Below are 18919 nucleotides of genomic sequence, written 5' to 3'. Positions count from 1 at the left end.
TCAAACAAAAATCAGTTAAAAGGAGCCAGCTGCCATCCATCGGCAGCCGGCGCCAGCTCGCGGTCGCAATTGAGCGCCACCGCGGACTCCCCGAGATAATCCACCACCACCATCTCGCCGGCGGCGCGCAAGCGCGCCACCTCTTCCGCCGCCGCCGGCAGATGGCGCGCGGCCACCCGCACTCCGCGGCACGGATCGCGCTCCGGCAGGATGCGCACCAAGTCGCGCAGATCCAGGCTGAAGCCGGTGGCCGGACGGGCGCGGCCGAAACGGCGGCCGACATTGTCATAGCGGCCGCCGCGGGCGATAGCGTCGGACCAGCCCGGCGCATAGGCGGCGAACATCAGGCCGGTGTGGTAGAAATCGCCGCGCAGCTCGGCCAGGTCGAAGCTCAGCTCCACCCTGCCCTGCGCCGCGCGGGCGATGGCCGACAGCTGCATCAGCCCCAGCTCCACCTCCGGCAGCGAAGGCAGGCGGGTGCGCGCCTTGTCCAGCACGCTGGCTGGGCCGTACAGCTCGGGCAAGGCGAGGAAAGCGCTCTTGTACGGCTCGGCCACGCCGGCAACCAATTCGGCGATGCTAGCCGCATCCTTGTTCTGCAACAGGCTGAACAGCTCGCGGGTCATCTCCGGCGCCAGACCAGCCGCCGCGGCCAGGCCGCGGAAGATGGCGATATGGCCGACATCGAGCCGCAGCTGCTTCACACCGGCTTTTTCCAGCGTGGACAGCATCAAATCGATGATTTCCAGATCGGCCTCGATGCCGGCGTAGCCGTACAACTCGGCGCCCACCTGCAGCGGCTCGCGCGAGCTGGTCAGGCCGGACGGGCGGCTGTGCACCACGCTGCCGGCGTAGCACAGGCGGGTGACACCGGTGCGGCCGCCGAGCAGGTGGGCGTCGATGCGCGCCACCTGCGGCGTGATGTCGGCGCGCAGGCCAAGCTGGCGTCCAGACAGCTGGTCGTCCAGCTTGAAGGTTTTCAGATCCAGCGTGACGTCGCCTTCGCTCACCAGGGAATCGATGTATTCGATCAGCGGCGGCAGCACCAGCTCGTAGCCGGCTACGCGGAAGCCTTCCAGCATCGCGGCCTTGGCCGACTCTACCTGCCTGGCGGTGGCCGGCAGGATGTCAGCGATATATTCGGGTAACAGCCAGTTGCGCATTTCGTTTCAACAGAATAAAAGGCGGGATGGTAGCCCGCCTTGTTATCAGCAAACTGGCCAGGTCTCCCCGGCCAGTCTTCTTTAAAAATCAAATTGTCAGTCCGCTACTTGCCTTTGCCCTGGCCCGCCTGCGGGTTCTTCAGATACTTGAAGAAATCGCTGCTCGGGTCCAGCACCAGCACATCGCTCTTGTTCTTGAACGATTCCTTGTAGGCGTCCATGCTGCGCCAGAAGGCGTAGAACTCCGGATTCCGGCCGTAAGCATCGGCGTAAATCGCCGCCGCCTTGGCGTCGCCCTGCCCCTTCAGCGCCTGGGCCTTGCTATAGGCTTCGGCCAGGATCACCTCGCGCTGCTTGTCGGCCTCGGCCCGCACCCGCTCGGCGTCGGCGGAACCTTCGCTGCGCAGCTGACTGGCCACGGTGCGACGCTCGGACTGCATGCGGTCGTAGACGGAACTGCTTATTTTATCCGGAAAATCGACGCGTTTTAAGCGCACGTCGAGAATTTCCACGCCTATTTTACGCGCATCCGCGTCGGCGCGCTTGCGAACCGTCTCCATCACCTGGTCGCGCTGGCCGGAAATGACGTCGGCAACCGTCTTCTGGCCGAACTCGGCGCGCAGGCCATCGTTGATGGTCTGCTTCAGGCGCGCCACCGCCGCGGCCTCGGAACCGACGCTCTTGTAGAACTGTGACACATCTACCACACGCCACTTCACGAAGCTGTCCACCAGCACGTTCTTTTTCTCGCGGGTATTGAACAGCTCCGGCGCCTCGGCGTCTATGGTCTGCACCCGGCGGTCGAAATAGCGGACGTTCTGCAGCAGCGGGATCTTGAACTGGATGCCCGGCTGGCTGATGATCTTCACCACCTCGCCAAACTGGAATACCAGCGCGAATTGCCGTTGATCCACGGTAAACAGGGATAGGCTGGCGACAAACAGCGCACCGGCTATCGCCACCACAGTCGGAATCAATCTATCCATCATCGCTCCGCTCCAAAGAAATCGCGACCGCGCGAAATATCGCGCCCGTTCTTCGCCGCCGGCGGTGTGGCTGCCGGGGCCGCGGGCGTGGCTGCGGGAGGTTGGGCCGAGGTCGCCGACGGCGATTCCGACATCTGCATCAGCTTGTCCAGCGGCAGATAGAGCAGGTTGCTGCCACCCTTCTGATCCACCAGCACCTTGCTGCTGCTGTTCATCACCTGCTGCATCATGTCCAGATACATGCGCTCGCGCATCACCTTGGGAGCCTTGTTGTATTCAGACAACACTTGTTTGAAACGCTCGGCATCGCCTTGGGCGCGCGACACCACCTGCTGCTGGTAACCCTCGGCTTCCTGCTCCAGACGCGCGGCCATGCCCTTGGCCTTGGGCACCACCTCGTTGGCGTAGGCCATGCCTTCGTTCAGCAGCTTGTCCTTGTCCTGACCGGCCTTCACCGCATCGTCGAACGCCGCCAGCACCGCTTGCGGCGGCTGCACGTCGTTGATGTTGACCTTGGCGATGCGGATGCCCAGCGAATAGCGGTCCAGCACGTCCTGGATCACCTTGCGCGCCTCGGCGGCGATCACCGCGCGGCCCTCGTTCAGCACGAAGTCCACCTTGTTGCGGCCCACCACTTCGCGGATGGCGGTTTCGGTGGCCTGTTTGACGATGTCCTTGGCGTCGCGCTCGCGCGCGGCGTTGTTGAACAGGAAGGCCCGGGCGTCCTTGATGTCGTACTGCACCGACAGCTGCACATCGATGATGTTCTGGTCGGCGGTCAGCATCAGCGACTCTTCCGGCACGCGGTTCTGCGCGCTGCTGCGGTAGCCCACTTCCACGCTGCGCAGTTCGGTCAGGTTGACGATCTCCACTTTCTCGAACGGATAGGGCGCATGCCACTGCAGGCCGGGCTCGGTCAGGCGGTTGAAGCTGCCAAGACGCAGCACCACGCCCTCTTCGCGGGCGTCCACCACGTAAAAGCCGCTGGCCAGCCACAGGGCCGCCAGCACGCCGACCACGGCGACGGCGCCGCCTTTGTAGGAGGGAGGCGCTCCGGCGCCGCCAGGCCGGCCTCCGGCGGATTTACCCCCCAACAGGCGGGCCAGTTTCTGGTTCAGGTTACGGAACACTTCATCGAGGTCCGGCGGCCCATTCTGGCCGTTGCGGCCACGGTTCGGGTCATTCTGCGACATGCTCGTATGGTTCTTTATGGTTATTTGCGGAAGGTTGCACCTTTTCGGCAATCGCTTCGCGCAAGAGTTCCAGGCCGGCGCCGGTCAGCGCCGATACCCGCACCGCGACGATCCTGCCTTCGGCGTCGCGCTCCAGCTCCGGCGCCAATTCCTCGCGCAGGTCGCACTTATTCCAGACGATCAGCTGTTCGATGCCATCGGCGTCGATCTCCGCCAACACCTTGTTCACCTCCTCGATTTGCGCGTCGCGCATCGGATTGGAGCAGTCCACCACGTGCAGCAGCAGGTTGGCCTGCAGCGTCTCCTCCAGCGTGGCGCGGAAAGCGGCCACCAGGGTGTGCGGCAGATCGCGGATGAAGCCGACAGTGTCCGACAGCACCACCGAGAGCTGGTGGTGGAGGAACAGCTTGCGGCTGGTGGTGTCCAGCGTGGCGAACAGCTGGTCGGCGGCATAGATGTTGGCCTTGGTCAGCGCGTTGAACAGCGTCGACTTGCCGGCGTTGGTATAGCCGACAATGGACACCGAGGCGATGCCGGCGCGGCTGCGGCTCCTGCGCTGGGTAGTGCGCTGCTTCTGCACCTGGGCCAGCCGGTCCTTCAACGCCTTGACGCGGATGCCCAACAGCCGGCGGTCGGTTTCCAGCTGGGTTTCGCCGGGGCCGCGCAGGCCGATGCCGCCTTTCTGCCGCTCCAGGTGGGTCCAACCCCGCACCAGGCGGGTGGACAAGTGCGACAATTGCGCCAGCTCCACCTGCAGCTTGCCTTCATGGCTGCGCGCGCGCTGGGCGAAGATGTCCAGAATCAGGCTGTTGCGGTCTATCACCCGGCACTGCAGCGCGCGCTCCAGATTGCGCTCCTGCCCCGGTGACAGCGCATGGTTGAAGATCACCACATTGGCGCCGGTGGCGCGCACCATGACAGCGATCTCCTCTACCTTGCCCTTGCCGGCGAACAGCGCGGCATCCGGGCGCTGGCGCTTGCCCTCCACCTTGCCGAGGATTTCCACATTGCTGCTGCGCACCAATTCGGCGCATTCAGCGACACTTTCCTGGTAGTCGGGATCACCGAAATCCAGGCTGACCAGGATGGCCTGGTCTCCTAAGTCGGGACGATCAAACACGGTTTATCAGCCAAATGGATGGGGCAATAAATGACAAAAGCCGAATGACTGCATCTTGCGATGCAGCCAATCGGCCCGATCGATGCGGCAGCGGCGCCTTAAGCGTCCTGCGCCTGTTCCTGCTTTTGCACCGGATGTTCGTGCGGGATGCTGACCGGACGGGCCGGAACCACGGTGGAGATGGCGTGCTTGTAGACCATCTGGGTAACCGTGTTCTTCAGCAGCACCACATATTGGTCGAAGGATTCAACCTGCCCCTGCAGCTTGATGCCGTTTACCAGATAGATGGAGACCGGCACGTGTTCCTTGCGCAGGATATTCAGGAACGGGTCTTGTAACATTTGCCCTTTAGAGCTCATTCGTTTTTCTCCGAATCGTTGATTGTTGTATTGACTCTGCAGCGAACAGCAGTGGCGGCCTGCTTATTTTTAGCAGAAAACATTCCGCCGTACTATTTTTTGCTGCTTTTGCCGTAGCGAACTTCTTTTTCCCTGCCCCGCATCTTGGACATCGGCTTGGGCTTGGCGCGAGACTTTTCCTTGCCTTCCTCGGTGTCGAACGGGTTTTCCGACGACTTGTACTGCACGCGCAGCGGCGTCCCCTGCAGTTTGAACACTTTCCGGAAAGTATGTTCCAGATAACGAGTATAGCTGGCCGGTATATTGTCTAGCGCATTGCCGTGCACGACGATGATCGGCGGGTTCTGGCCGCCCTGGTGCGCGTAGCGCATCTTGGGGCGGATCAGACCGGAGCGCGGCGGCTGCTGGCGCTCCAGCGCCACCTGCAGCACCCGCGTCAGCTTCGGCGTTGCGAGCTTCACCATCGCCGCCCGGTAGGCCTCGTCGATGGATTTGAACAAGTCTGCCACACCGCGGCCCTCAATGGCCGAGATGTAATGAAACTTCGCAAAATCGAGGAAGTTCAGCTTGCGGGCAATCTCGCGGCGAACGTTATCCTTCTGCTCGCTGTCCAGGTTGTCCCACTTATTGACGGCCACCACCAGGGCCCGCCCCGCTTCCAGCGCGAAGCCGGCGATGGTGGCGTCCTGCTCGGAAATGTCCAGCTGAGCATCCAGCACCAGCACCGCCACGTTGGCGTCCTCGATCGCCTTCATGGTCTTGATCACCGAGAACTTCTCCAGCATCTCGTTGACCTTGGCCCGACGGCGCACGCCGGCGGTGTCGATGATGGTATAGGTATGGCCTTCGCGCTCAAAATCAATATAGATGCTGTCGCGCGTGGTGCCGGCCTGGTCGAAGGCGATCACCCGCTCCTCGCCCAGAATGGCGTTCACCAGCGTGGATTTGCCGACGTTGGGGCGGCCGATGACGGCGAACTTGGGATGGCGGCTGTCTTCTTCCTCGACTTCTTCCGGGAAGGTTTCCAGCACCAGCTCCATCAGTTCGCGCACGCCGTCGCCGTGGGCGGCGGAAATCACCAGCGGCTCGCCCAGCGCCAGTTCATGGAACTCGGCGCCGGCGATGGCGTGGCGCATGCCCTCGGCCTTGTTGACTGCCAGGTATACCGGGCGGTCAAGCTGGCGCAGGCGGTTGGCGATGATCTTGTCTTGCGGCGTCAGGCCCGAACGGCCATCCACCAGGAAAACCACGGCATCGGCCTCGTCCACGGCCTGCAGCGTCTGCTTGGCCATTTCAAAGAGGATGCCTTCGTCCACTACCGGCTCGAAGCCACCGGTATCCACCACCAGATACGGTTTCTCGCCCACGCGGCCTTGGCCGTAGTGTCGGTCACGCGTCAAACCCGGCAGGTCGGCGACCAGTGCGTCACGGCTGCGAGTCAGCCGGTTGAAGAGGGTCGACTTGCCCACATTGGGGCGGCCGACCAGAGCTACGGTAGGTTTCATGTAATACTGCTTTTTATCCCAGATTCAGCATCGCCAAGCGACCGTCCTGCCCCTGGATCAGGGCGGAGGAACCGAGCGATACCGGTTGATTGACCGGCCCGGAGGTGCCGATCTTGCTGCGTCCGACAATGCTGCCGCTCTCGTTGGATAGCAGATGCGCATAGCCTTCGCCATCCACCACCAGCACGAAACGCCCGATCATGGCCGGGCCGGAAACATTGCGGTACTTGAGTTCATCGTTTTTCCAGACATTGCGGCCGCTCTGGCGGTCGTAAGCCCAGATCGAGCCGTCTTCGGCGGTCACGTAGACATTGCGCGCGTCCACCGTCAGACCGCGGCTGGACGACACCTCGCGGCCCCACAACAGGCTGCCGTTGCGCGCCTCGAAGCAGGCGACGCGGCCCTGGTAAGCCACCGCGCACACCTGGCCGCCGTCGTATGCCGGACGGCTGGTGACGTCGGTGACGCGCTCCAGCTCGGTGGCGCCGCGCGGCGTGGCCACCGCGCCCTGCCACAGGGTGTTGCCGGTTTGCGGATTGATGATGTCAAGGCGGCCGCCGGCCTGGCCGACCATCACCGCCTCCTTGCCCACCGCGCGCATGGAGCCGTTGTTGCGCACCGTCAGCTGCGGCAGCACATTGCCCACCGACCATTGTTGCTTGCCGTCGGCCAGATTGAAGCCGGTCAGGCGGGCGTCGTTGGTACGCACCACCACGATGCCGCCGGCGACCTGCGGCGGCTCCAGCATCAGGCTGGTCAAAGCCTGCTGCCACAGTATCTTGCCGCTCTTGCGGTCAACCGCGAGCAGCTGGGCGTCCGCGCTGCCGACCAGCGCGGTGTCCCCGCTGACCGCGACGCCGCTGGCCAACGGGCGCTTGAGCGCCACGTCGGCCTGCACTTTGCCGCTGAGCGCGTCCACGCTGCGGATGCGGCCTTCGGCGTCGGCGCTCACCACATCGCCGCTTTCGTAGACCGGCAGGAAACTGCCGGCCGGCGCAGCCTGCTGCAGCGACCATTTGACATCCAGCGCCTGCAACGGCTTGATGCTGGCCAGCGGGGTCGGCTGGAACTGCGAAGAACCTTCAAACCAGCTGGCGCAACCGGCCAGCAACATCGAGGACAAAACGGTAGTAAGCAACAGTTGGCGGCGCATGCAGTCAGGCTCCCAGCGCGTCGAGTTTGGTCTGGACCAGTTGGCGGTTCGGGCTATCCTCCACCAGCTTGGCCAGGGCGGCCTTGTAAGCGTCGCGGGCGGCGGCATTGTCGCCCTTGGCGACGAACACATCGCCCTTCAGCTCCAGGTATTGCGCGTCGAATGCGGCAGGATGCTCCTGGTTCAGCTCGGAGACGGCGGCATCGTATTTCTTCTGGTCCAGCTGCAAGGACGCCAGGCGCATGCGGGCGATCGCCTGGATCGCTTCGTCCTTGCCGTTCTTCACCACCCACTCCAACTGGCTGGAGGCCAGCGCCGCGTCATTCTTGTCGAACGCCGCCTTGGCCAGCACCAGCGCGCTGCGGCTGGCGTAGACAGTGCCGGGATACTCGCCCTGCAGCAACTGGGCGGCCGACTTCAGCTTGGCGATGTCCTTGGCTTCCACCGCGTTGTCGACGGCCTGATAGGCCGCGGCAGCCTTCTCCGACTGCTGCTTCTGGTACAGCTGATAGCCCTTGTAGCCCAGCGTGCCCAGGCAAACCGCCAGCAGCGCGCCGCTCAGCAATTTGCCCCACTGCTGCCAGAACGCCTTCAACGAATCAATCTGTTCCTGTTCCTGCAAGTCGAACGCCATTGCGTTCCCCTTTCTATCAAGCTTTCAAAGAGGCAAGAGTGGCCAGAACCGCATCGGCCGCCACGGTCTGCTGAACGATGTCGGCGCGCAGCGCCTTGATCACCACCTGACCGGCCTGGATTTCGTTTTCACCGACGATCAGCGCGAACTCGGCGCCGCTGCCGTCGGCCTTTTTCATTTGCGACTTGAAACTGGCCTCGCCCAGATGCTGCACCACCGAGTAGCCCGCGGCGCGCAGCTGCTGCGCCAGTTTCATCGAGTACAACCCGGCGCCCTCGCCCTGGTTGACCAGGTAGACGTCGACGCTGCGCTGCGCCGGCAACAGGTTCTTGTCCTGCAGCAACAGCAGCACGCGCTCCATGCCCATGCCGAAACCGATGCCGGGCGCGGCCTTGCCGCCCAATTGCTCGACCAGCCCGTCGTAGCGGCCGCCGGCGCAAACCGTGCCCTGAGCGCCCAGCTCGCTGGTCACCCACTCGAACACCGAACGGTTATAGTAATCGAGACCGCGCACCAAGCGCGGATTTTCGACGAATTCGATGCCCAGCGCGGCGATCGTCGCCTTCCAGCCGGCATAATGGGCGCGCGACTCTTCGCCCAGGTAGTCGGACAGCCTGGGCGCGTTGTCGGCCATGTCCTGCAACGCCGGATTCTTGGTGTCCAGCACGCGCAACGGATTGGTGTACAGGCGGCGCTTGCCGTCCTCGTCCATGATGTCGACGTGCTGTTCCAGATACTGGATCAGCGCTTCGCGGTGGGCGGCGCGCTCTTCGGCGTTGCCCAGGGAGTTGATCTCCAGGCGGACGAACTGGCTGATGCCCAGGCGGCGCCACAGGTCAGCGGTCATCGCGATGACTTCGGCGTCGATGTCCGGACCGGCCAGACCCAGCGCTTCCACGCCCACCTGGTGGAACTGACGGTAGCGGCCCTTCTGCGGGCGCTCATGGCGGTACATCGGACCCATATACCACAGCTTGGGCGTAGCGTTGTAGAGCAGGTTGTGCTCCACCACCGCGCGCAGCGTGCCGGCGGTGCCTTCCGGACGCAGCGTCAAGCTGTCGCCGTTCAGGCTGTCGATGAAAGTGTACATTTCCTTCTCGACGATGTCGGTCACTTCGCCGATGGAGCGCACGAACAGCGGCGTGCCCTCGACGATGGGAGTACGGATGTTCTGATAGCCGTAATCGGCCAGCAGCTTGCGCAGCACCCCTTCAAAATATTCCCACTGGTACGACTCGGCCGGCAGCACATCGTTCATGCCTTTGACCGCTTGGTATTTCTGAGTCATTGCTGTCTTCTTGTATCTGCTTGATCTGTAATTATCTGGCGCCCACCGGGTGGATGGGAATGGTGCGCTCCGCCGGCCCTTCGCGGCGCTTGGCGCCGCCCTCGCCGTAGCGGGTCCGCACATAATTGTCGACAATGGCGGTGAATTCCGCGGGGATGTTGTCTCCCTTCAGCGTCACGTCCTTGCAGCCGTCCACATAGACCGGCGCCACCGGCACTTCGCCGGTGCCGGGCAGGCTGATGCCGATGTCGGCCAGCTTGCTCTCGCCGGGCCCATTGACCACGCAGCCCATCACCGCCACTTTCATGTCCTCCACGCCCGGATACTGCAGGCGCCAGATCGGCATCTGCTCGCGCAGATAGCTCTGGATGTGGTCGGCCAGTTCCTGGAAGAAGGTGCTGGTGGTGCGGCCGCAGCCGGGACAGGCAGTGACCAGCGGCGTGAAGCTGCGCAGGCCCATGGTCTGCAGCAGCTCCTGCGCCACCACCACTTCCTTGGTGCGCGCCTCGCCCGGCTGCGGCGTCAGCGAGATCCGGATGGTGTCGCCTATGCCTTCCTGCAGCAAGACGGCCAGAGCGGCGCTGGAGGCGACGATGCCCTTGCTGCCCATGCCGGCCTCGGTCAGGCCCAGGTGCAGCGGGTAATCGCAGCGGCTGCCCAGATCGCGGTAGACGCTGATCAGATCCTGCACATTGCTGACCTTGCAGGAGAGAATGATGTTGTCGGGCGACAGGCCGATCTCCACCGCCTTCTCGGCCGACTCCAGCGCCGAGACGATCAGCGCCTCCTGCATCAGCTTGGGCAAAGGCAGCGGACTGGCGGCGCGGCTGTTGGCGTCCATCATCCGCGCGAGCAAGGCCTGATCCAGGCTGCCCCAGTTGACGCCGATGCGCACCGCCTTGTCGTGCTCCATCGCGGTGCGGATCATGAAGGCGAACTTGTCGTCGCCCTTGGCGCCCTTGCCGACGTTGCCGGGATTGATCCGGTACTTGGCCAGCGCGCGCGCGCAGTCCGGATATTCCTTCAGCAGGCGGTCGCCGTTGAAGTGGAAGTCGCCCACCAGCGGCACGTCGCAGCCCATATCGTCCAGGCGTTGGCGGATTTCCGCCACCTTGGCCGCAGCCTCGGGCGAGTTGACCGTGATGCGCACCACTTCGGAGCCGGCCTCGGCCAACTGGTAAACCTGTTCGATGGTGGCCGCCGCGTCGGCGGTGTCGGTATTGGTCATCGACTGCACCATCACCGGCGCGGCCGAGCCCACCAAAACATGCCCGACCCGCACCTGGCGGGTGAGGCGGCGCGCGATGTTCACGCTATCCATTCGCTACCCTAAGCATTACTTAAGTTGAATCTTAGCGGTGGTGCCGCGGATCTTGCCGCTCAAATCCACCGGCTTGCCGTTGTAGTTCAATTCCACCTGGCTGGCGTTGCCCACCACCACCTTGAACGGCGCCAGGCCGGTCACTTCGCTGGGACTGCCCGGCTGCATCACCTGATAAATCAGGCGGCGGCCATTGGCGTCCTGCACCGAAACCCAGGCCGCGTCCTTGACATTGACGCTGACGCGATCCGTTCCCTCCGCTTGCGGCGCGCTGGCCGCCGGCTTTGCCGCCTTGGCCACTACCGCGCTGGCGACCGGCTTGACCGCGGCCTTGGCAACGGCCGGTGGCGCGGACGCCTGGGGCTTGGCCAGCTTGGCGGGAGCCGATGCCGCCGCCGCGGATGGCGCCGACGCCGCCTGGGCAACCTTATTCGCCGCCGCGGCCGACGCTTCATGCTGCTGAGTCAGCATCGGAGCCAGCTGGCTGTCGGCGCTGTCCGCCGGCTTGGCCGCGGAATCGCTGTCGCGGTTGGCGTACCAGACGCTGGCGCCCACCAGCGCGGCCACCACCACGACCAGAGCCAGCCATTTGCCGGCGGCGCCGTCGCCGGAGGACTCCGGCTCCGGCTCTTCCGGCACATGCGTGGCCTCGCGCGCGGCGGTGCCTTTGACCAGATTGGCCACTTCATTGACCGCGGAAGGAAAGTGCTGCTCCAGCGCCTGCATCAGCGGCTCGGAATCCACCTCCAGAAAACGCGCGTAGTTGCGGACAAAACCGCGAACGAATGTCGCGCCGGGCAAAGCGTCGAAATCGTCGCGCTCTATCGCCTCCAGTTGCCTGAGCGATAATTTCAGCCTGTCGGCCACTTCCCCCAGGCCCAGGCCAGCCGCTTCGCGGGCGGCTTTCAAACGAGCGCCGATACCGCTGGGCATAGGCGAGTCATGATGTTCGATTTTTTTTTCCATCCTCAGCTTCCACTCAACAGCAGTTGTGTTTCCCTAGAGTCCGGATACCGGTTTTTCAGCGTATTGGCGCATTCGCTCTCCAACGCGCCGTCACCGGTCTTGCGGGCGATTCTGGCTCCCAGCCACAGATCGGCCGCGGTCAAACCGTTTGGACCGCCGTTGCGCAGCCGTCCAAAATAAAACGCGGCCAGTTTGGCGTTGCCCAGGCCAAGATGCATCTCCGCCAGCTCGCGCAGCGCCGGCGCGTAATCCGGCGCCAGCCGCAGGGCGCTGAGCAGATAGTCATTGGCCTGATCGGTCTGCCCCAACTTCGCGCTGCAGCGCCCAAGGTTGAGATAGGCCGACTGCGGCGAATCATACAAGGGATTGGCCAGCGCCTTCTGGAACAGCGCCAGCGAGTCCTTGGCCCGTTCATGCTCGCACAGGAACAAGCCGTAATTATTATTGGCTTCAGGATTGGCGGGGTCCAGCCGCAGCGCCTGCCTGAAATCCTCCTCGGCCTGCCCGTCCTGCTGCAGCAGGCCCAGCACGTAGGCGCGGGTCACATAGGCGGTGATGAAGGACGGATCGGCCTTGACCGCCTGGTTGGCGTTGTCCAGCGCCGATTTCAGATTGCCGATCTTCGCATACTCAACCGCCAGCTGGCTGCGGATCTGCGCCAGCTCGCGGCCGCCGCCCGCCGCCATGGCGAAAGTGGAAACGCCAAATGCCAACAGCCATCCAGCCCACCACTTTCGCCACGTCATCATAGTTTCTTGTCCTCGACTATCTGCATCCACTTGGCCTGGCGCCGCGTCTTGTCCTGTACCTGGCCGGCGAGCTGGCCACAGGCGGCATCGATGTCGTCGCCGCGGGTCTTGCGCACCGTCACCACATATCCTCGTTCTTGCAGAATTTCACGGAAAATGCGAATCGCGTTGTTGCTGGAGCGATCATACCCCGAGTTGGGAAACGGGTTGAACGGGATCAGATTGAATTTGCACGGCACATCCCGCACCAACTCCAGCAGCTGGCGAGCATGTTCCGGCCTATCGTTAACCCCGTCAAGCATCACATATTCAAAGGTGATGAAATCGCGCGGCGCCTTTTCCAGATAGCGGCGGCAGGCCGCCATCAGCTCCGCGAGCGGATATTTCTTGTTGATGGGCACGATTTCGTCGCGAATGGCGTCGTTGGGCGCATGCAGCGACACCGCCAGCGCCACCGGGCATGCCTCGCGCAGCCGGTCCATTTGCGGCACCAGGCCTGAGGTCGATAACGTCACGCGGCGGCGCGACAGGCCGTAGCCGTGATCGTCCAGCATGATTTGCAAGGCGCTGACCACATTGTCGAAGTTGGCCAGCGGCTCGCCCATGCCCATCATCACCACATTGGACACCACGCGCTCGTTCTTGGGCGTCACGCCCATCGCCTTGTTGGCCCACCACAGCTGGCCGATGATCTCGGCGGTGGACAGATTGCGGTTGAATCCCTGGCGGCCGGTGGAGCAGAAAGTGCACTCCAGCGCACAGCCCACCTGGGATGACACGCACAAGGTGCCGCGTTCGTCTTCCGGAATGAACACGGTTTCCACACCGTTGCCGGTGCCGACGTCGAGCAGCCACTTGCGGGTGCCATCACTGGACGCCTGCCCGGTCATCAGCGACGGCACTCTCACCTCGGCGCGCTCGTGCAGCTTGGCGCGCAGGCTCTTGGCAAGGTCGGTCATCGCGTCAAAATCGGCTTCCGCCATCTGGTGCATCCAGCGCATCACTTGCTTGGCGCGGAACGGCTTCTCGCCCATTTCGGCAAAATGCTGGGTGAGCTGATCCAGATTGAAGTCGAGCAGGTTGGTTTTCATGCAATCCTCAAGAGGGAAAAGAGGCCGCCTCAGACGACGGCAGCCTCCGGTCAATCAACTACCTTTATTGAGATTAGCGCGAGCTGATCTCGGAAGCGGCAAAGAAATAAGCCACTTCGATGGCAGCGTTTTCCACGCTGTCGGAACCGTGAACGGCATTGGCGTCGATTGATTCGGCGAAGTCGGCGCGGATGGTGCCGGCCTCAGCCTTTTTCGGGTCGGTGGCGCCCATCAGTTCGCGGTTCTTCAGAACGGCGTTCTCGCCTTCCAGCGCCTGGATCATCACCGGGCCGGAAACCATGAAGTCAACCAGGTCCTTGAAGAAAGGACGCTCTTTGTGCACGGCGTAGAAGCCCTCGGCTTCGGCGCGGGACAGTTGCTTCATCTTGGCGGCCACGACCTTCAGGCCGGCGGATTCGAAACGGTCGTAAATTTTGCCGATGACGTTTTTGGCTACAGCGTCCGGCTTAACGATGGACAAGGTACGTTCAATTGCCATATAAATTCTCCCTAACGACAAGACAAGTGGCTAAACTTGAGTATTATTACGCCACTCGGGTTACCCAATTCTGACGAACCCGCTATTTTAGCAGTGTTTTCAAACACGTGCTGCACATTCCATCCAGGCACCATGCGCGAACAAAACCAACAGCAACCGCCGGTCGACGACGGCGACGAATCCGACCTCAACAGCAAGCTGAAGAAACGGCTATGGATAGCCGGCGGCCTGGTCGCCGTCGCCCTGGCCGCCATCCCATTGATGGACGCGCTGACCAAGCCCAAGGTAGAAATGAGCAGCGACGCGCAGAGTCCAAGCTCCGGCAAAATCATCAAACCCGCCGTCCCGCCCCCCGAAGCCGGCGCCATCACCCTGCCCAAGGTGGCCAGCGCGCCGGCAACGCAGAGCAGCGCCCCAGCGGTGGAACCCGTCGACCACGCCCCGGTCGCGCCGGCTGCCAACAGCCCAGCAACACCCGACCTGAGCAAGACTCCGGCGGTAGCCAACCAGCAGGCCGCCAGCCGCCATGCCGCCAACACGCGCCAACCCTCCTCCGCCCAAGCCAAGCCAGCCCCGCAGGAAAAGGCCGCGCCGCCAAACCGCCAAACCGCTGCCGCCGCCAGCCGACAGACCGAACCTGCCCGCAGCAGCGCGCCGGAAGCCACTTCGCAACCGGCGGCAGCCGCCATCGACAGCGCCCCCCCGCCAAGGCAACCGCGGAAGCCACCAACAAGGCGCTGCCAGCCGGCAGCTCGGTCGGCTATCAGGTACAGCTCGGCCTGTTCACCAGCATCGGCAATGCGCAGAAGCTGGTCAAAGACCTGCAAAAACACGGCATCGCCGCTCACACCGTCACCCGCGTCCAGCTGGGACCATTCAAAACCCGCGCCGAGGCCGACGAGGCGATGAGCAAGCTGCGCAACCTGGGATATTCGCCACTCCTGGCGGCCAGCGGCCAATAAATAAAAAGGCCCGCATTTGCGGGCCTTTTTTATCTGCCAAATAAACCAGGCAAAGCAATCCAAACGCGAAAAGCCCCAGGTCTTCACCTGGGGCTTTTCATATTCTGGCAGGCGATACAGGGTTCGAACCTGTGACCCTCGGAATCAAAATCCGATGCTCTACCAACTGAGCTAACCGCCAACACTTCCCGATTCGCTTTCCGTCTCGAGAGAAGATAATATTACCTTCAGCTTTTTATCTCTGCAAGTGTTTTTTAATTTTTTTTACCGACCGCAATCAAAAAACAATCAACCGCCAACCAGACGGCAAGCAAAAGGGCTGAGCTTGGCTCAACCCTTATTTGCTTATGGTGCCGGTAAGAGGAGTCGCCCCCTCCCCCCGACCTTCGCATTACGAATCAGCAGCACAACTACTAAATCATTGATTAAAAATAAATTTATCGCACACACCAAAGTGACACTCGGTAGTATTTCACACCTTCACGACACATCTATGGCACAAGCTACGTCATACACTCGACACAACCTAGCTTCCCTAACTTGGCTGTTCGGATCAATCCGGTTCCACTCTATCGCCCGCTTGCGCCAATGGGAGTCAATAGCTTGGGTGAAGTCGCGGCGAACTAGCTTGGCACGCGCCTCACCAATCGGGCGATTCGCGGCGGATCACCCCCCTCTAGCGGCCCTGTTGCATAAATCCAAGCCAGGGACCCAAGCGGATTTACGCCACAGCCACCGTCCACGGACGGCCCAGCATGCTGAAGCGGTTCAAGATGGCAACACGCACTTGCAGCTCTGCCACTTGGCCATCGAAGCACCGGGCGGTCACTCTTTCACCCAGTAACTTGAAGCAATGCATCTTGGTTTCCACCAAGCTGCGGCGATGGTAGCCGCTCCAGCGTTTCCCGATCGCCCTGCCTAGCCGTTTGGTGGCCCGCAGAATCTCGTTTCGAGCCAGCACACCCGGCGAACTTCCTTTCCACGGCCGCGCATTCTTGCGCGTCGGGATGCACCCGATTGCACCGCGCGCGGCAATCGCCTCATGACATGCCTTGGTATCGAAAGCCCCCTCGCCACTCACGCAGGCTATCGGCTGATCGGCCGGGATTTGCACCAAGAGCGAAGGCAGCATTTGCGCATCGCCCTGGCGCTTGTCTGTCACCTCCATGGCGCGGATTTGCAGGGTTTTCGCATCGATGCCCAAATGCACCTTGCGCCATTGCCGGCGGTATTCCGCGCCGTGTTTCTTGGTTTTCCACTCGCCTTCGCCCAGCATCTTGATGCCGGTGCTATCCACCAGCGGATGCAACGCGCCTGAACGCTTTTGATAGGGGATGCTGACTTGCAGCGTCTGCTGCCGGCTGGACAACGTGCTGTAGTCCAGGACGCTCCAGTCCAGTCCGCCAACTTGAGCAGGCTTTGAATGAAACCGATGGTCTGCCGCAAAGGCAGTCCAAATAGGTTCTTGATGGTCAGACAGAATGGAATGGCGGCATCGCTATAGGTCTGCGTCCGTCCGCGTTTGTCCTGTCGCGTTGCCCGCCATGACATGCTCGTGTCCAACCAGATGGACAGGGAGCCGCGCTGGATCAGGGCTTGGTTGTAGGCTTTCCAGTTGGCGGTTCGGTAGCGTTTCGGAGCCGGCTTAGTCATGCAGCTATCTTACCAGGCCGCTGCGCTGGCGGATTTGTGCAACAGAGCCATGGGGATGCGCGGCGGATCGTCTGCGGGTGCCGCCGGGCGCGATCATTCTACATGATCGCCGGCCCGCCCGGGACCGCCGCCCACCCTCGCCATCCTCTGTCCCGCCGCGGCCGCCGCCGGAGAATCCTGCACGATGCGTCCCTGCTCCAGCACCACCACCCGCTCGGCCATGGCGATGGTTTCCGGCCGGTGGGCGACCAGGATGCGCGTCATGTCGATATCCCTCACCGCGGCGTTGACCAGCTGTTCGTTCCATACGTCCAGATGGCTGGTGGCTTCGTCCAGCACCAGAAGCCGCGGCTGCTTGTACAGCGCCCGCGCCAGCAGCACGCGCTGCTTCTGGCCGCCGGACAGGCCGGAGCCGATGTCGCCGACCAGGGTGTTGTAGTTCATCGGCATCGCCATGATTTCGTCGTGGATGGCGGCGAAGCCGGCGCAGCGGCGGATGCGCTCCTGATCCGGCTGCGGGTCGAAAAAACAGATATTGTCGGCGATGGAGCCGGAGAACAGCAGGTCATCCTGCATCACCGTGCCCAGCATCTGACGGTAATTGGTCAGGCCCAGCTGCTTGAGCGGCACGCCGCCGATCAGCACCTCGCCCTCCGTCGGTTCCATCAGGCCCAGGATCAACTTCAACAACGTGGTCTTGCCGCAGCCGGACGCGCCGGTGACGGCCAGGCACTGGCCGGCCGGAATCGCCAGGCTCAGTTCGCGCAGCACATAGGGCTCGCTGTCGGAATATCGGAAGGAGACGTTGCGCAGCTCGATCGCCGCCTGGACCTGGGCCGGATCGATTTCCACGTCGTTCAGCTCCGGCTCCGGCTCGGTCAGCAGAATGTCGGCCACGCGCTCGCCGTGCAGCCGCAGCATGCGCAGCTCGAACAGCTTGTCGATCAGCGCGGCGATGCGCTGGCTGAACTGGTCCTTGTAGCTGAGGAAGGCGAACAGCATGCCCACCGAGAAGCGGCCGTCCATCACCGCCAGCGCCGCCAGCCACACCACGATCACCCGTTCGGCGTTGAACAACAACGCGTTGGCGGTCTGGAACGACAGGCTGAGCCGGGCGATGCGCAGGTCGGCGTTGAACTGCTCGGCCAGCGCGTTCATCCAGCCGATGCGCCGCTCCTCCTGGCGGCCGAACAGCCGCACGCTCTGCGCGCCCCGCGCCGACTCGATGAAATGAGTGCTCTGCCGCGAGGCGTGGATGATCTGCTCGGCAGTGGCCTCGCGCAGCGCGCGGAAAATGCTCCAGCGCAACAGCGCGTACAAGCCCACCGCGATTAGGCTCACCGCCGCCAGCGGCGCGCTGTAGAGCAGCATCACGATCAGCGTGGCGATCACCAGCAAGCCGTCTATCACCCCCTCGACGAACTGGGTGGTCAGGCTCTTCTGGATGGTCTGGATCGAGCCGAAGCGCGAGGTGATGTCGCCCAGGTGGCGCTTCTCGAACCACGGCAGCGGCAGCCGCATCAGGTGGGCGAAGGCGTTGCCCAGCCACTGGAAGTTGAGGCTGGTGGCCAGCGCCGTCGTCGCCCAGGAACGCACCGCGCCGATCGCGGTCTGCAACAGCACCAGCAGCAGGAAGCCGATGCCCAACACGGTGATCAGGTCGCGATCGGCCGCCACCAGCGCTTCGTCCACCACCCACTGCAGGTAGAACGGCGCGGCCAGCGCGCATACCTGCAGAGCGATGCCCAGCAGCAACAGCTGGAACAGCCCGCCGCCCAGGCCGTCCACCCGCCCCATCAGCGACAGCAGGCTGAACTGCAGCTTTTCCTCGCGCTTTTGAAACGATGTGTCCGGCGTCAGCTCCAGCGCCACGCCGGTGAAATGCTTGGACGCCTCGTCCAGCGTCAGCTTGCGCTCGCCCACCGCCGGATCGTGGATGACGATGTGGCGCGCCGACACCTGCCTGAGCACCACGAAATGGTTCATGTCCCAGTGCAGCACACAGGGCAGCTTCAGCTGCGGCAGATGCGGCAGATCCAGCTTCAGCGGACGGGCCGCCAGTCCGAGACCCTGGGCCATCGCGATCAGGCTTTTCAGCGTGCTGCCCTTCAGCGACACCGAGAAGCGGCGGCGCATATTGGCCAGGTCGATGCGGTGGCCCCAATAGCCGGCCACCATCGCCAGGCTGGCCAGTCCGCATTCGGCGGCCTCGGTCTGCAGCAGCAGCGGCAGCCGGCGGCGGCCCCAAAATCGCAGTGTCGGTTGCTGATGGCTCAT

The 18919-nt window shown here is 63.1% G+C and carries 16 protein-coding genes and 1 pseudogene; 1 reads left to right on the top strand and 16 read right to left on the bottom strand.

All coding sequences use genetic code 11. The features are described from left to right. Positions 1-11 precede the first annotated feature (11 nt). The 14 genes from BI347_RS06000 to ndk form a co-directional block, all read right to left on the bottom strand. Positions 12-1163, bottom strand: a complete 1152-nt coding sequence (locus tag BI347_RS06000; protein WP_071113746.1) for an ATP phosphoribosyltransferase regulatory subunit — start codon at positions 1161-1163, stop codon at positions 12-14. Positions 1164-1267: 104 nt separating this feature from the next. Further along, on the bottom strand, positions 1268-2149 hold the full coding sequence (hflC, locus tag BI347_RS05995) for a protease modulator HflC (protein WP_071113769.1): 882 nt from the start codon (positions 2147-2149) through the stop codon (positions 1268-1270). Then, a complete protein-coding gene (gene hflK, locus BI347_RS05990; RefSeq protein ID WP_071113745.1) occupies positions 2149-3342 on the bottom strand; it encodes an FtsH protease activity modulator HflK in 1194 nt (397 codons plus the stop codon). The genes hflC and hflK overlap by 1 nt, the downstream gene beginning before the upstream one ends. After that, positions 3329-4462 (bottom strand): ribosome rescue GTPase HflX, encoded by a 1134-nt coding sequence (hflX, locus tag BI347_RS05985; protein WP_071113744.1) that lies wholly within the window; start codon positions 4460-4462, stop codon positions 3329-3331. Before hflX ends, hflK begins: the two co-directional genes overlap by 14 nt. 98 nt (positions 4463-4560) lie before the next feature. Then, complete coding sequence (gene hfq / locus BI347_RS05980; RefSeq protein WP_071113743.1) at positions 4561-4821, bottom strand: RNA chaperone Hfq; 261 nt, start codon at positions 4819-4821, stop codon at positions 4561-4563. A gap of 92 nt (positions 4822-4913) precedes the next feature. Continuing rightward, positions 4914-6326, bottom strand: coding sequence for a ribosome biogenesis GTPase Der (gene der / locus BI347_RS05975; RefSeq protein WP_071113742.1), 1413 nt, complete (start codon positions 6324-6326; stop codon positions 4914-4916). A gap of 13 nt (positions 6327-6339) precedes the next feature. Next, positions 6340-7479 carry an outer membrane protein assembly factor BamB gene (gene bamB, locus BI347_RS05970; RefSeq protein ID WP_071113741.1) on the bottom strand — a complete coding sequence of 380 codons (1140 nt, stop codon included), beginning with the start codon at positions 7477-7479 and terminating at the stop codon, positions 6340-6342. A gap of 4 nt (positions 7480-7483) precedes the next feature. Then, entirely contained in the window at positions 7484-8113 is a 630-nt protein-coding gene (locus BI347_RS05965; protein WP_071113740.1) for a YfgM family protein, read from the bottom strand. 16 nt (positions 8114-8129) lie between these two features. Continuing rightward, complete coding sequence (gene hisS, locus BI347_RS05960) at positions 8130-9401, bottom strand: histidine--tRNA ligase (protein ID WP_071115501.1); 1272 nt, start codon at positions 9399-9401, stop codon at positions 8130-8132. Between the two features lie 31 nt (positions 9402-9432). Further along, positions 9433-10722: a flavodoxin-dependent (E)-4-hydroxy-3-methylbut-2-enyl-diphosphate synthase gene (gene ispG / locus BI347_RS05955; protein ID WP_071115500.1), complete on the bottom strand. Its 1290-nt coding sequence runs from the start codon at positions 10720-10722 to the stop codon at positions 9433-9435. A gap of 15 nt (positions 10723-10737) precedes the next feature. After that, positions 10738-11688: a helix-turn-helix domain-containing protein gene (locus BI347_RS05950; RefSeq protein ID WP_071115499.1), complete on the bottom strand. Its 951-nt coding sequence runs from the start codon at positions 11686-11688 to the stop codon at positions 10738-10740. 2 nt (positions 11689-11690) lie between these two features. Then, the gene (gene pilW, locus BI347_RS05945; RefSeq protein WP_239690828.1) at positions 11691-12437 is read right to left on the bottom strand and encodes a type IV pilus biogenesis/stability protein PilW; all 747 of its coding nucleotides are present in this window, start codon (positions 12435-12437) and stop codon (positions 11691-11693) included. Further along, complete coding sequence (gene rlmN, locus BI347_RS05940) at positions 12434-13528, bottom strand: dual-specificity RNA methyltransferase RlmN (protein ID WP_071113735.1); 1095 nt, start codon at positions 13526-13528, stop codon at positions 12434-12436. The genes pilW and rlmN overlap by 4 nt, the downstream gene beginning before the upstream one ends. Positions 13529-13601: 73 nt before the next feature. Further along, a complete protein-coding gene (gene ndk, locus BI347_RS05935) occupies positions 13602-14027 on the bottom strand; it encodes a nucleoside-diphosphate kinase (protein WP_071113734.1) in 426 nt (141 codons plus the stop codon). Positions 14028-14239: 212 nt separating this feature from the next. Between ndk and BI347_RS22545 the strand changes: the two genes are divergently transcribed. Beyond that, complete coding sequence (locus BI347_RS22545; RefSeq protein ID WP_239690827.1) at positions 14240-14989, top strand: SPOR domain-containing protein; 750 nt, start codon at positions 14240-14242, stop codon at positions 14987-14989. A 721-nt stretch (positions 14990-15710) separates the two neighbouring features. Here the strand turns inward: BI347_RS22545 and BI347_RS05920 are convergent. Both BI347_RS05920 and BI347_RS05915 read right to left on the bottom strand, forming a co-directional pair. After that, a pseudogene (locus BI347_RS05920) lies at positions 15711-16642 on the bottom strand (IS5 family transposase). Between the two features lie 93 nt (positions 16643-16735). Further along, the gene (locus BI347_RS05915) at positions 16736-18919 is read right to left on the bottom strand and encodes a peptidase domain-containing ABC transporter (RefSeq protein ID WP_071113731.1); all 2184 of its coding nucleotides are present in this window, start codon (positions 18917-18919) and stop codon (positions 16736-16738) included.

This window comes from Chromobacterium sphagni, from assembly GCF_001855575.1.
Taxonomy (GTDB): Bacteria; Pseudomonadota; Gammaproteobacteria; order Burkholderiales; family Chromobacteriaceae; genus Chromobacterium; species Chromobacterium sphagni.
This window is presented reverse-complemented; position numbering and strand designations above follow the sequence as displayed.

What these genes read in the sequence shown, in the direction of transcription:
- der (WP_071113742.1), bottom strand. Translation starts at nt 6,326, where the DNA reads ATGAAACCTACCGTAGCTCTGGTCGGCCGCCCCAATGTGGGCAAGTCG.
- hisS (WP_071115501.1), bottom strand. Translation starts at nt 9,401, where the DNA reads ATGACTCAGAAATACCAAGCGGTCAAAGGCATGAACGATGTGCTGCCG.
- hflC (WP_071113769.1), bottom strand. Translation starts at nt 2,149, where the DNA reads ATGGATAGATTGATTCCGACTGTGGTGGCGATAGCCGGTGCGCTGTTT.
- hflK (WP_071113745.1), bottom strand. Translation starts at nt 3,342, where the DNA reads ATGTCGCAGAATGACCCGAACCGTGGCCGCAACGGCCAGAATGGGCCG.
- pilW (WP_239690828.1), bottom strand. Translation starts at nt 12,437, where the DNA reads ATGATGACGTGGCGAAAGTGGTGGGCTGGATGGCTGTTGGCATTTGGC.
- BI347_RS05915 (WP_071113731.1), bottom strand. Translation starts at nt 18,919, where the DNA reads ATGAGCCATCAGCAACCGACACTGCGATTTTGGGGCCGCCGCCGGCTG.
- rlmN (WP_071113735.1), bottom strand. Translation starts at nt 13,528, where the DNA reads ATGAAAACCAACCTGCTCGACTTCAATCTGGATCAGCTCACCCAGCAT.
- BI347_RS22545 (WP_239690827.1), top strand. Translation starts at nt 14,240, where the DNA reads ATGGATAGCCGGCGGCCTGGTCGCCGTCGCCCTGGCCGCCATCCCATT.
- hfq (WP_071113743.1), bottom strand. Translation starts at nt 4,821, where the DNA reads ATGAGCTCTAAAGGGCAAATGTTACAAGACCCGTTCCTGAATATCCTG.
- ndk (WP_071113734.1), bottom strand. Translation starts at nt 14,027, where the DNA reads ATGGCAATTGAACGTACCTTGTCCATCGTTAAGCCGGACGCTGTAGCC.
- ispG (WP_071115500.1), bottom strand. Translation starts at nt 10,722, where the DNA reads ATGGATAGCGTGAACATCGCGCGCCGCCTCACCCGCCAGGTGCGGGTC.
- BI347_RS05950 (WP_071115499.1), bottom strand. Translation starts at nt 11,688, where the DNA reads ATGGAAAAAAAAATCGAACATCATGACTCGCCTATGCCCAGCGGTATC.
- BI347_RS05965 (WP_071113740.1), bottom strand. Translation starts at nt 8,113, where the DNA reads ATGGCGTTCGACTTGCAGGAACAGGAACAGATTGATTCGTTGAAGGCG.
- BI347_RS06000 (WP_071113746.1), bottom strand. Translation starts at nt 1,163, where the DNA reads ATGCGCAACTGGCTGTTACCCGAATATATCGCTGACATCCTGCCGGCC.
- bamB (WP_071113741.1), bottom strand. Translation starts at nt 7,479, where the DNA reads ATGCGCCGCCAACTGTTGCTTACTACCGTTTTGTCCTCGATGTTGCTG.